Raw genomic sequence first — 12,231 nt, 5'->3', positions numbered from 1 at the left:
GCCTACTGAGTTGCTACGGGAGTTATTTCAGGCGATAGATCTTGATGTCCTGATTGCTGTAGACGGGGATGGCCAGCTGATCGAGCTTCGGGGAGACCGGTCCGGCTCGCAGGTCGCCGATGATCAGGGTGATGCCGACGTCGCCGGCCAGCTTCGCCAGATGCTGTTCGGACGGCTTCTCGACCGCGATCCGGCTGTCCAGCACGCGATCCGGCCAGGGCGACTGCTGCAACAAAAAGCTACGCCGGTGATCCGTTGCGGCCAGGTTGGCCGGCGCATAGGCCCAGCCACCCATCCACAGCTGCACACCGCTCAGCCCTGACATCCAGTACGCGTCGTTCGGGCAGCCCGGCCGGTACGGCGCCGGCATGCAGAAGACGTTGCTGACGGCCACATCATCGGGCTCGAGATGCTTGCTCAGCCAGAGCATCGCGCTCTGTTCCCCTTCGGACAGGTACGTCCGGTACTCGACGTTGGCCGCAGGCAACGGCTTCGTCGCATCCCGCACCGCATCCCCGATCACGACGAACTGGGTGGGGAGACCAGCTGCCACCGTCAGCACCATCACCTGTACTGCGGCCGACGCGGCCTGCCGGGTCCGGTTGACGCCGAGGATCACGATCGCTCCCACCACGGCCAGCACCCCGAACGGCGCCAGCAGCCCCGCCGCTGCGCGCGCCACGGTGTGGGTTCCGGTGTCAGTGGGCCAGAACAAGTACAGCGCGACCGCCGTCGCCAGGCCCGCGATCGCCACCACGACAAGATCGCGGACCTTCGCGTGCCCAGCCAGGTTGACCCCGACGGCGACCACACCGACCATGCCCAGCGCCAGCACCGCCCCGAGGAAGTGGTACTCCGAGTAGCCCGTGTGCGAGAACACCAGCGTCACTCCGGTGCCGGCGGCAACACAACCACTGAGCCACCAGAACGCCGGATCGCGCGAACGCAGCCCGTACAGGGTGAGTAGCCGCGGCGCGTTCATCAGCAGGTAATAGGCCACCAGCACCACGGCGAAGAGAATCATCCGCGCATCGCCGCGCTCCAGGGATGGCAGCACCCAACTGCCGGTCGCCGGGAACGTCTTGTCGCCGGTGACGGCTTGGTAGTACGGCTGCACTCGCAGCGCGGCGAGCAACTGGAAGCGGCTGCCTCCGGTGCTCCCGGTCAGCGCGAACGACGAAGCGACCAGGAAAGCGGCCACCGTTCCACCCAGAGCGACCACCCGCCACGGCGCCCGGCGTTCCGAGAGCCACGCGAATCCGCCGGCGAACACACAACCGGCCAGCATGATCGGCAACAGCGTCGGCTTCGTACCCGTCGCCAGCGCGAGCATCAGCACCATCGCACCCCAGACGCCCGGACTCGCCTGGCGCCGCAGGATCAGGACGGCCGGGCCGACCAGGCCGAGCATCACGACGGCCGCCATCGTGCCGGTCGGCCCTTGGACCACCTGCGCCGCGGACATGTTGGCGGTAGGGGTGTCCACCAACTGAATCGCACCCGGTAGTACTCCGGCCAGCGCACCTGCCAGCGGCGCGGCCCAAGCCTTCTGGCTGAGGGCCTCCCCCGCGGCCCAGCCGACCAGCACCAGTGTGAACAGCATCGTCAGCGGCCAGAGGTGGATGAGCACCTGCGGCGGCTGCACGTCGGCCATCACCGAGCCGCTGGCCATCGAGGCGGTCGCGAACCAGTGGTAGATCAGCGGGTCACCCAGCACCCACGGGTCAGCGGGCGTGACGTCGTCGAGCAACTGCTGGACCAGCCCGAGCTGGTACCAGATGTCCTGGTGCCTGGTCGCCGCGATCGGCGGGAGCGGGACAGGCCGCAGTACGACGAAGACAGTGCGGACCATCGCCAGCAGCAGGCTCACCACCAGCAACACGTGCCACCAGCGAGGCGGCGCCGGACTGGTACCTCGCCAGCCGAGATGCGGCCGAAGGGGCTTGCTGGTCCAGAAGACCACCAGCAGGCCGGCGACGAACGCCCACTGGAGCAGCGGGATGCCGAGCGCAGTACAGACTGCCCAGACAGCCAACTGCCAGGCGAGACCGAGCACTGCGCCACAACCCAGGTCCTGGGTGAGCGAGCGGCCACCGGCCAGCGCACGCCACAGCAGCGTGCCGGGCAGCAGGACGGCGATCACCCAGGTGGCGATCCAGCGGATGCTTTCACCGGCCGAGCCACCGATCAGGACCAGCAGCACGACCGCGCTGACCGGCACGATCAGCCACCACCCGGTCAGCCTCATGCCAGGCTGTGATCGTGTGGTCACTGTCGGATTCGTCCCCGTCATCCGGCAATGATGACGGGTAGGGCCTCACCGCTTGCTTTCGGCCGCCTCTTTCACCCCACCGACCAGCAGCTCCCACATCCCGCGGGAGTGGTCGGCCTCTTCCTGACTGGCGTTGTGGTCCTGACTCAGGACCAGCTCCGTGCCGTCGCCACTGGGAGTCAGCTCGTAGGTGAGCGTGTGGTAGTTCTCCGGTACGTCGGGTTGCCCACCCAGCGGGCTGTAGTGGGTCACCTTGAGCAACCGGGCGGCCTCGATCGCAAGGATCTCGCCCTTGTCGGTGTACTGCCTGCCCTCGTACTCGCCCTGCCAGGTGATCGGGCTACCCGGCTGCCAGTCGGTCACGACCTCGGCACCGAACATGAACTTCCTGATCTGCTCCGGATCGGTCAGCACCTGCCAGACCCGCTCGGGCGACGCGCTGATCTCGGTCCGGGCGGTGGCCACGTAGTCGGCCATGATGTCCAGCTCCCATCGGTTCGCTTTCTCCAAGACCGTACGGCGCTGCCGCCGTACGGTCTTGTAGAAAAGCGTCAGTGGGCCGGTCGGGTCTAGGCGTCGGGCTCCGCCAGCCGCGGGAAGAGCGCGTCACCCTTGACCAGGACCGAGCCGACCGGCAGCTGGCCCCAGGTGCCGGCGTCCTGGATCCGCTGGTCGGCGAGAGACCCGAGCTTGGCTTCGGCGCCGAGCAGGGTCCACAGCTTGGCGGCGGTCTTCGGCATCGTCGGGTTGTGCAGGACCGCGACAGCGCGCAGTACCTCGGCCGAGGTGTAGAGGATCGTCGCGAGCCGGGCCTTCTGCGACTCGTCCTTGGCGACCTTCCACGGCTCCTGCTCGGAGACGTAGCCGTTGACCGCGCCGACCAGGTCGTTGATCGTGGCCAGCGCGTCGTGGAACGCGAGGGTGTCGATCGCCTCGTCCGCCTTGGTCGCCGTCTCGGCCAGCTTGCCGGCCAGCGCCTGCTCGGCCGGGCCGTGGTCGGTCGGCTCGGGCAGTTCGCCGTCGAAGTACTTGTTCACCATCGCCGCGATCCGGCTGGCCAGGTTGCCCAGGCCGTTGGCCAGCTCCGAGGTGTAGACGGCGTTCAGGTGCTCCCAGGAGAAGGAGCCGTCGGAGCCGAACTGGATCGTGCGCAGGAAGTAGTAACGGAAGGCGTCCGAGCCGAAGTGGTCGGTGATCTCCTTCGGCGCGATCGCGGTCAGCTTCGACTTGCTCATCTTCTCGCCGCCGACCAGCAGCCAGCCGTGCGCGAAGACCTGCTTCGGTACGGCGACGCCGGCGGCCATCAGCATGGCCGGCCAGATCACCGCGTGGAAGCGCAGGATGTCCTTGCCGACCAGGTGCACGTCGACCGGCCAGAGCTTCTCGAAGCGCTCCGGGTCGGTGCCGTAGCCGGCGGCGGTGATGTAGTTCAGCAGCGCGTCGACCCACACGTAGAGCACGTGGTCGCGGTCCCACGGCACCGGGATGCCCCAGTCGAAGGTGGACCGGGTGATCGACAGGTCCTGCAGGCCCTGCTTGACGAAGGCGACCACCTCGTTGCGCGCGCTGGCCGGAGCGACGAAGCCGGGCTGCGACTCGTACAGCTCGAGCAGCCGGTCGGCGTAGTTCGACAGCCGGAAGAAGTAGTTCGTCTCCGAGACCGTCTCCAGCTCGGTGCCGTGGATCATGCACCGCTGGGTGCCGTCCTCGTCGGTCCGGATGTCCGCCGGGAGCTTGAACTCCTCGCAGCCGACGCAGTACAGGCCCTCGTACTCGCCCTTGTAGACGTCGCCCTTGTCGTACAGGTCCTGGACGAACTCCTGGACCCGCTCGGTGTGCCGGGGCTCGGTGGTGCGGATGAAGTCGTCGTAGGCGATGTCCACGTCGACCCAGGCCGGCTTCCAGGCCTCCTCGACGAGCTTGTCGGTCCACTGCTGCGGCGACATGCCCTGCGCCTGAGCGCTGCGCATCACCTTCTCGCCGTGCTCGTCGGTACCGGTCAGGTACCACTTGCGCTCGCCGCGCTGGGCGTGCCAACGGGTCAGGACGTCCCCGGCCACCGTCGTGTAGGCGCTGCCGATGTGCGGCGGGGCGGTGACGTAGTAGATCGGGGTGGTGACGTAAAAGGCCTTCTCGGACATGCCTAAAGGGTAGTGCGCCGGGCTAGCCGGTCTTACCAGGGTCTCGGGCGGCGAGAACCGCGTCGTACACGGTCCGTTTCGGTACGCCGAACCGCTTGGCGACATCCGAGATCGCCTGCTTGCGCGGCGTCCCGGCCTCCTCGTCGGCGGCGACCTCGGCGGCCAGTTCCCCGGGCCCTAGCTCACGGGCCGACGGATCGGCACCGGCCACCACGATGGTGATCTCGCCGCGAACCCCGTCCTCGGCCCACTCGGCCAGCTCGGCGGCCGTGCCCCGCTTGATCTCCTCGTAGGTCTTGGTCAGCTCGCGGCAGACGGCCGCCCGCCGATCCTTGCCGAGCGCGTCGGCCAGGTCCTTGAGCGAGGCGGCCAACCGGTGCGGCGCCTCGAAGAAGATCATCGTCCGCTGCTCGCGCGCCAGCTCGGTGAACCGTTTGGTCCGCTCCCCCGACTTCCGCGGCAGGAACCCCTCGAAGGTGAACCGGTCCACCGGCAACCCGCTCAACGCGAGCGCGGTCAGTACCGCGGACGGCCCCGGCGCGGCGGTCACCTGAATCCCCGCCTCGATCGCGGCGGCCACCAACCGGTACCCGGGGTCCGACACGCTCGGCATCCCCGCGTCGGTCACCACCGCCACGGTCTGGCCCTCCAGCAGCGCCGCCACCAGCTCGTCGGTCCGCTGCCGTTCGTTCCCCTCGAAAAAGCTGGTCACCCGCCCGCTGACCTCGATCCCCAGCTCACTGGTCAGGCGCTTCAGCCGCCGGGTGTCCTCCGCCGCCACCACATCAACCTCGGCCAGCACCCGCCGCAACCGCGGCGACGCGTCCGAAAAGTCCCCAATGGGAGTCCCCACCAACACCAATCGCCCGGTCATGGCAGGAGCGCAAACGCGTCGACGTGATTCGGCCGGACGACGCTGAAGTGCCGCCGGTCCAGGGTCGCGATCTCCTGCAGTTCGAGCTGCTCTGCGAGAGCGACCACAGACGCGTCCACGAACCCCAGCGGCAGGTCGGCGTACTGACCGACCAGGTCAGCGGCGCGTTCGAGGCCGGACCCGGTCACCGGCGCGAGGACGAAGTCACCAGCGGCCAACGAGCGGACGAACGCTTCCTCCGACTTGGCACCCTTCTCACGGGCAAGCAGATAACAAACCTCTGTCACGACGAAGGGCGGGATGACCAGCCGCTCGTTGGCCAGTCGCAGGGAGGTGAACAGATCGACGCAGCGTCGATGGTTGAGGTCGGAGTTGATCGCCGCGGCAACCAACGGTCCGGTGTCGACGACGATCACCGGGAATTGCGTCCAAGCTCAGCTCGGAGAATGTCTTCGTGGTTCTCGGACAAGTCGGAGCGACTCCCCTCGACCGACCCGAACCAGGGTGGCGGCCAGGTGCCTGTCGGCTGCGGACGTTCTGCGCGCGCCTCGGCCTGCAGCTTCAGCAGCCGCAGTTCGGGCAAGAGATCGGCGGCTGCGCTGTCCGACAGCGAGTCGATCAGCGCGTGAAGCTCTTCTCTGGGAGTACTCATGGTCACGAGTCTAGAAGGTCCGGCAGGTGATTTTTCGGTTATCCACAGCCTGCCTGAGATCGCGTACCGAGGAGCCGGGAGGCGGTGGTCCTGGTTCCTCCGTACGATGGCCGACGTGACTGCCGTGATCGATGACGACACCGCGAAGCCGGCCGACGGGCCCGCGGCGGATGCTGAGGCGCGCGAGACGCTGGGGCGGGACGTCCTCGGGAGGCGGCTGCCGCCGCTCAGGGACCGGCTCTACCCGCCGATGCCGAAGGACTTCGAGGGTGGCTGGATCGCCACCCTCGCGATCACCGCGCTGGCGGCGATCCTGCGGTTCTGGAACCTCGGCAACCCGGTGAAGTTCGTCTTCGACGAGACCTACTACGCCAAGGACGCGTACTCGCTGCTCAAGCACGGCTATGCGGTGCAGTTCATCGACAAGCCCGAGGGGGCCGCCGACAAGGCGATCCTGGCCGGCAACCTGGACGTCTTCAAGGACACCCCGAGCCTGACCGTGCACCCCGAGGTCGGCAAGTGGATGATCGCGGCCGGCGAGCAGCTGTTCGGGATGAACAGCTTCGGCTGGCGGTTCATGCCGGCCCTGTTCGGCACCCTGACCGTGCTGCTGGTGATCCGGACCGTCCGCCGGATGTCGCGCTCGACCCTGATCGGCTGTGTCGCCGGTCTGCTGCTGGCCGTCGACGGCCTGCACTTCGTGATGTCGCGGGTCGCGCTGCTCGACATCTTCCTGGCCTTCTGGCTGGTCGCCGCCGTCTCCTGCCTGGTCGCCGACCGCGACTGGACCCGCCGCCGGCACGCCGAGTCCCTCGAGCACCGCGACGGCAGCCGCAAGATCGGCCGCTGGCTGCTGCTCCGCCCGTGGCGGATCACGGCCGGCATCTGCTTCGGTCTCGCGCTCGGCACCAAGTGGTCCGCCGTCTGGGTGATGGCCGGCTTCGGCATCCTCGTCTTCGCCTGGGACTTCGGCGCCCGCCGCGCGCTCGGCGCCCGGCGGCCGCTGATCAAGTCGGTCTTCGTCGACGGCCTGCCCGCCTTCGTCAGCATCGTGCTGGTCGCCGGCATCACGTACGTCGCGACCTGGACCGGCTGGCTGCTGAACGACAACGCCTACGACCACGACTACGCCTCGAAGAACCCGGCGCACGGCGTGATGAAGGTCGTCCCCGACGACTTCCGCTCGCTGATCCACTACCACCAGGAAGTGCTCGCCTTCCACACCGGCGACTACATCAAGAAGGCCACCCACCCGTACTCCTCGCACCCGGCCGGCTGGGTGGTGGTCGCCCGCCCGATCGGCTTCGACGCGGTCAACGACATCAAGCCGGGCACCAGCGGCTGTACCGCGAAGTCGGGGACGAACTGCCTGTCGGTGATCTCCGCCATCGGTACGCCGCTGCTGTGGTGGGCCGGCGCGCTCGCGCTGATCGCCTCGCTGGTCTACTGGATCGCCCAGCGCGACTGGCGGTTCGGCGTACCGGTGGTCGGGTTCCTGACCTGCTGGCTGCCGTGGTTCTTCTTCAACGACCGGCCGATCTTCTTCTTCTACGCCGTCACGATGATCCCGTTCACGGTGATGGCGGTCGCCCTGGTGCTGGGCAAGATCCTCGGCCCGGCCCGCCAGGCGCTCGAGGCCTCCACCACGCGCCGTCTGGTCGGCAGCGCGATCGTCGGCGCCTTCGTCGTCCTGGTGGTGCTCAACTTCGCCTACCTGTGGCCGATCCTGACCGACCAGGTCATGCCCCACCCCGAGTGGCTGAACCGCATGTGGTTCAAGTCCTGGATCTGACCCGCCCGGTACGCCGGGTCAGTGGCCGAGGCTGTGCCCGGTCCCGCCGTGGCCGCCCTGGTCGCGGAAGCGCTTCTTGTGGCGCTTCGAGCTGACCTGGCCGCCGACGCCACCGAACAGCGCGAGGCCCTTGACGATGACGACCGGGGCGTTCGGATCCGGCGTCTTGCCGCCGCGGGCGGCGAAGCCCCCGAAGATGCCGACGCCATCGTTGCGGACCTCGACCGCGTCCGGCACGGTGATGTCGATCCCGCCGAAGATCGCGAACGCCCAGACCGTCACCTCGCGGCCCTCGAAGACGGCATCGGTCATGTCCAGGTCGTAGCCGCCGAACAGGCAGAACGCGTTGGTCCGTCGCTTCACCCGCCAGCGGCCGGTGCGCTCACCGCCGCTGAAGATGCCGATCACGGTGTCGGGACTGCCGGACGGATCGGCCGGCTGCTCGATCGGGACCGGGCTGTTCGACGGCGCCGCCGCGGCGGCCGGCCGGAACGGCTGCCCCGGGACGGCGAGGTCCTGGGTGATCGGTTCGAGCTCGCCGAGCGTCCTGGCCTGCAAGGTCTGCTCCAGCCGGTCGGCATGCTCGTCCTGCGACAGCCGGCCGGTCATCAACGCGTCCCGCAGCACCTCGACGACCTGGTCGCGATCGGTGTCGGAGGCCCGCAGGTGCGCGTGCGGATTCGGGCGCTCGGGCAGATTGTCCATAACGCCGAACGATAGCCCGGTCGGCGGGCCGCGGGAACGCGATTTCCCCCGGTTCCGGGATCGCCGCCCCGATCCCCAGGGCCGCACCGGGGTATCCCCCGACCCGGCCGGCCCTGGGCGGAACGTCAGCGCGATGGCCGGAGCAAGGAAGACGGCCGGTACTGCGTGAAGGCTGGCCGCCGTACCGCGTCGGAGTTGGTGGCGAAGTCGTACACCTTGTTCCACTCGTCGCCGAAGGCCGCGGCGTTCGCATTGAGCCTGGCCGGCGCGGTGCTCGGCCACTTACCGGTGTCGATGCGAGTGAGCAACGTCTGCAGCGCAACGGCTTCCTCCGAGATCGTGAAGGCGCAGTGCGTCGCGCGACCGGCGTACAGCTGACGCAGCTTGGCCGGGTCACCGTGCCGGCGCACCTGCCCGGCGTACCAGCGTTGATGATCGGCGACCGCCAGATCGACGGTGTTGTGCAGCGTCACGACCGGTGACGGCGTCGAGCCCTTCGGTACGGCGTACTGCAGCATCCACTGCCGAGCGGCCGGATCAGGGCTGATCCTCGGCGCCTTCGCCAGCCGGGCGAGGTCCTTGCCGAGGTCCAGTCCGGCCTCGCGGTAGGCCTTGCGGACGAGGTCGAGCTGATCCGACTTGGCCAACTGCCGGGCGTAGTCCACCCCGACGTTGTGCGAGGGATTGCCTCCTGCGTGCGCGGCCAGGTCGGCCTGTCCGACCGCGCCGAAGACGCTGGCCGTGGCGCCCAGGTGGATCTGCTGCAGGGCACGGATCTGGTCCTCGACCGATGTCGGCCGCGGGTCGTGCGCCGAGTTCCACCCGGTGACGTTGCCGAACGCGCTGGCCAGCGCGATCCGCGCCCGTCCCTGGCGGCTCTCGACCTTCTCGGTGAGCAGCTCGCGCATCCGCTGGTCGCTGCCCTCGGGGTCCTTCGCGTTGACCAGTTCGAGGTCGTCCGCCTGCGGAGCGAGCAGGGTCTTGAGCGCGAAGTTGATGTCCAGCGACAGGTTCCACTGCCCGTGCACATCGGCCGGCGCGCACATCGAGAGCACACCGTCGACCCGGCCCGGAAACTTCTCGGCCAGCAGCAGCGAGATCGCGCCACCACCGGAGGAGCCGGTCGCCACCGTCCGCCGCGGCTTGCCGAGATGCCGCTCGAACCAGTCCAGTACGCCGATCTGGTCGGTCACCGCCGCCTTCATCACGAACCCGGTCCGGCCCTTGAAGTCGGACGCGGCCAGGGCGTACCCCTGCTCGAGGAAATAGGCCTCGCTGTCCATCCGGTTGCCGTAGCCGGGCGGGAAGTCGGGCATGCCGGCCGGGTAGTAGGGATGGCTGTAGAGCAGGAGCGTCCCGTTCCACCGCTCCGGCATCTCGATCTTGTACTCCGCGCCGTCGATGACGCCGGTGTAGGTCTGCCGCCCAGGGCCGGCCTCCGCCGGAGTACCGGTGAGCGCGGAGGCGCCGAGCGCCGCCACGGCCACTGCCGCGATAACTCGTTTCATCGTCCTGCTCCTCTGTCGTGGGAGGTTTTCACCACTGGGTCGGAGCCGGACCGGCGAGAGGGACAAGATGTTCCTGTCCCTTTCGGCGTCGGGGCTCCGACTACTGAACGAGAGGCGCCCGCACCGGGGGCCGGATCGGCGAGGAGTACGCAATGAAGTTCATCATGCTGGCCTACACGAACGCGCAGACCTGGGTCGAGGGCAGCTGGGACCCCGAGGAGTTCCAGCGGGCCTGCGAGTTCTACGAGCAACTCGGCAAGGAACTGACCGAGAGTGGCGAGTTCGTCGCCACCGCCGGGCTCGGCGACCCCTCGCTGACCCGCACGATCCGGGCCACCGCGGCAGGCACCGTCGCCGCCGACGGCCCGTACGCCGAGGTCAAGGAGGTGCTGGCCAGCTACGGCATCGTCGACGTGGTGAGCGCGGACCGGGCCTACGAGATCGCTCAGCGGATCGTCGACACGGTCGGCGACATCGTCGAGGTCCGCCCGCTGATGGACGGTTCGGCGGAAGCCTGACCATGGGTGAACCCGGTTTCGAGCACCTGCTGCGTGACCTGACGCCGCAGGTGCTCGGGGCGCTGGTCCGGCGCTACGGTCACTTCGACGCGTGCGAGGACGCCGTACAGGAGGCGTTGCTGGCCGCGTCGCAGCAGTGGCCACGCGACGGCGTACCGGATCAGCCACGCGCGTGGCTGATCACCGTCGCCTCCCGGCGGCTCACCGATGAGCTCCGCAGTGAAGAGGCTCGGCGCCGCCGCGAGAACAACCAGGCGCTCGAGATCCCTTTGGTTGCCCCCGGCCCCGATGCGGCCGTCCCGCGTGACGCCGACGACACCCTGTTGCTGCTCTTCTTGTGCTGCCATCCGTCGCTGAACCGCCCCGCCCAGATCGCACTCACCCTGCGCGCGGTCGGCGGTCTCACCACCGACGAGATCGCCCGGGCCCTGCTGCTGCCCGAAGACACGCTGCGGAAGCGGATCACCCGGGCCAAACAGAGCATCCGTACGTCGGGACTCCCGTTCCGCCCACCGCCGCCCAGCGAACTTCCCGCCCGGCTGGCCGCGGTGCTCCAGGTCCTCTACCTGATCTTCAACGAGGGCTACACCAGCACGGACCGGGTCGACCTGGCCGAGGAAGCGATCCGCCTGGCCAGGCTGCTCCCCGCCGATGGCGAGACCGCGGGTCTACTGGCGTTGATGCTGCTCACCCACGCCCGTCGAGCAGCCCGTACGACGTCCGCCGGCGACCTGGTCCGCCTCGACGAGCAGGACCGCACACTGTGGGACGCCTCAGCCATCGCCGAGGGCACCGCCCTGATCACCGATGCCATGACCCGCTTTCCCCTCGGTCCGTACCAGCTCCAAGCCGCCATCGCCGCCGTGCATGACGAAGCCGAGACGCCCGAAGCCACCGACTGGCCGCAGATCGTTGCCCTCTACGACCTTCTGATCCGCTTCGACGACAGCCCGATCGCCCTGCTCAACAGGGCTGTCGCGATCTCCATGCTCCAAGGCCCCCGGGCCGGCCTGATCCTGCTCGACGAGCTCGCCGAAGATCCCAGGCTGGCGAAACACCATCGTTTGGCGGTGGCCCGTGCCCACCTCCTCGAACTGGCCGGCGACTCCCCCGGCGCCCTGACCGCCTACCTGGCCGCGGCCCGCGCCACCACCAGCCTTCCTGAGCAGCGCTACCTCAACGCCCGGGCCGCCCGCCTCCGCTAGCGTTGGCCCGACACCGTGCGAGAGCTGGGGGATGGCGTGGCAGTGATGGGTGAGAAGTCGCAGGTCGAGTGGTCGGCGGAGCTGCGCGAGAACGGCCGGGTGGTGTTCACGACGCGGCCCAGCTGGGTGCTGAAGGTCCTCGGCGTCGTCTGGCTGCTGGTGATCGCGCAGGTGCTGCGCATCCCGCACTCGTCACCGACGGAAGACAAGTTCCGGCTCGTCTTCGCCGGGTTGTTCCTGGTGCTGGCCGTCGGCTCGTCAGCCTGGTACGGCTGGCGGATCCTCCAGCGCTACCCGGTCATGACGGTCGATCAAGACGGCATCCGGACAGGCCACGACCGTTTTCTCCCCTGGGCACAGGTCGGCACGATCGGCTTCGTCCGCGGCGGTCTCGGCCAGAAACGAGTACCGATCGTCCCGAAAGACGAGTGGGCCAAGGAAATCAGCGTCGACCAGTCGGCCGTCAAGGACATCCCAGCGTTCGCCCGCTGGCTCGAGGGCCAGCTCGCGGAACGACGCGCAAGCTGACCGAACCGAGCGGCACCACCGGCGCATCTGAGCCGT

At 68.7% G+C, this 12,231-nt stretch carries 12 protein-coding genes; 4 read left to right on the top strand and 8 right to left on the bottom strand.

Going from position 1 to position 12,231, the window contains the following annotated elements; translation table 11 throughout:
• Window positions 1-22: 22 nt before the first annotated feature.
• The 6 genes from OX958_RS08170 to OX958_RS08145 all read right to left on the bottom strand — a co-directional run bounded on the left by OX958_RS08170 (window position 23) and on the right by OX958_RS08145 (window position 5,939).
• Window positions 23-2,248: a hypothetical protein gene (locus OX958_RS08170; protein WP_270136585.1), complete on the bottom strand. Its 2,226-nt coding sequence runs from the start codon at window positions 2,246-2,248 to the stop codon at window positions 23-25.
• Window positions 2,249-2,317: 69 nt separating this feature from the next.
• Window positions 2,318-2,749 carry an SRPBCC domain-containing protein gene (locus OX958_RS08165; protein ID WP_270136584.1) on the bottom strand — a complete coding sequence of 144 codons (432 nt, stop codon included), beginning with the start codon at window positions 2,747-2,749 and terminating at the stop codon, window positions 2,318-2,320.
• Window positions 2,750-2,841: 92 nt separating this feature from the next.
• Window positions 2,842-4,413, bottom strand: a complete 1,572-nt coding sequence (gene metG / locus OX958_RS08160; protein WP_270136583.1) for a methionine--tRNA ligase — start codon at window positions 4,411-4,413, stop codon at window positions 2,842-2,844.
• A 22-nt stretch (window positions 4,414-4,435) separates the two neighbouring features.
• Window positions 4,436-5,287, bottom strand: a complete 852-nt coding sequence (rsmI, locus tag OX958_RS08155; RefSeq protein WP_270136582.1) for a 16S rRNA (cytidine(1402)-2'-O)-methyltransferase — start codon at window positions 5,285-5,287, stop codon at window positions 4,436-4,438.
• The gene (locus OX958_RS08150; protein WP_270136581.1) at window positions 5,284-5,703 is read right to left on the bottom strand and encodes a type II toxin-antitoxin system VapC family toxin; all 420 of its coding nucleotides are present in this window, start codon (window positions 5,701-5,703) and stop codon (window positions 5,284-5,286) included. The genes rsmI and OX958_RS08150 overlap by 4 nt, the downstream gene beginning before the upstream one ends.
• The gene (locus OX958_RS08145) at window positions 5,700-5,939 is read right to left on the bottom strand and encodes a hypothetical protein (RefSeq protein ID WP_270136580.1); all 240 of its coding nucleotides are present in this window, start codon (window positions 5,937-5,939) and stop codon (window positions 5,700-5,702) included. The genes OX958_RS08150 and OX958_RS08145 overlap by 4 nt, the downstream gene beginning before the upstream one ends.
• 106 nt (window positions 5,940-6,045) lie before the next feature.
• Between OX958_RS08145 and OX958_RS08140 the strand changes: the two genes are divergently transcribed.
• Window positions 6,046-7,731 (top strand): dolichyl-phosphate-mannose--protein mannosyltransferase, encoded by a 1,686-nt coding sequence (locus OX958_RS08140; protein WP_270136579.1) that lies wholly within the window; start codon window positions 6,046-6,048, stop codon window positions 7,729-7,731.
• An 18-nt stretch (window positions 7,732-7,749) separates the two neighbouring features.
• On the opposite strand, the gene OX958_RS08135 is transcribed toward OX958_RS08140, so the two are convergent.
• Together OX958_RS08135 and OX958_RS08130 are read right to left on the bottom strand one after the other, a co-directional pair.
• Window positions 7,750-8,436 carry a DUF1707 SHOCT-like domain-containing protein gene (locus tag OX958_RS08135; RefSeq protein ID WP_270136578.1) on the bottom strand — a complete coding sequence of 229 codons (687 nt, stop codon included), beginning with the start codon at window positions 8,434-8,436 and terminating at the stop codon, window positions 7,750-7,752.
• Window positions 8,437-8,561: 125 nt separating this feature from the next.
• Window positions 8,562-9,944: an alpha/beta hydrolase family protein gene (locus tag OX958_RS08130; protein WP_270136577.1), complete on the bottom strand. Its 1,383-nt coding sequence runs from the start codon at window positions 9,942-9,944 to the stop codon at window positions 8,562-8,564.
• A 152-nt stretch (window positions 9,945-10,096) separates the two neighbouring features.
• Between OX958_RS08130 and OX958_RS08125 the strand changes: the two genes are divergently transcribed.
• The 3 genes from OX958_RS08125 to OX958_RS08115 are packed head-to-tail and all read left to right on the top strand — an operon-like array spanning window position 10,097 to window position 12,195.
• The gene (locus tag OX958_RS08125) at window positions 10,097-10,462 is read left to right on the top strand and encodes a YciI family protein (protein WP_270136576.1); all 366 of its coding nucleotides are present in this window, start codon (window positions 10,097-10,099) and stop codon (window positions 10,460-10,462) included.
• A gap of 2 nt (window positions 10,463-10,464) precedes the next feature.
• Window positions 10,465-11,667 carry an RNA polymerase sigma factor gene (locus tag OX958_RS08120; RefSeq protein ID WP_270136575.1) on the top strand — a complete coding sequence of 401 codons (1,203 nt, stop codon included), beginning with the start codon at window positions 10,465-10,467 and terminating at the stop codon, window positions 11,665-11,667.
• A 45-nt stretch (window positions 11,668-11,712) separates the two neighbouring features.
• Window positions 11,713-12,195: a hypothetical protein gene (locus tag OX958_RS08115; RefSeq protein ID WP_270136574.1), complete on the top strand. Its 483-nt coding sequence runs from the start codon at window positions 11,713-11,715 to the stop codon at window positions 12,193-12,195.
• Window positions 12,196-12,231: the final 36 nt, after the last annotated feature.

It is taken from the genome of Kribbella sp. CA-293567 (genome assembly GCF_027627575.1).
Taxonomy (GTDB): domain Bacteria; phylum Actinomycetota; class Actinomycetes; order Propionibacteriales; family Kribbellaceae; genus Kribbella.
Note: the sequence above shows the minus strand (reverse complement) of the source record. Positions and strands in the feature narration are given on the sequence as shown.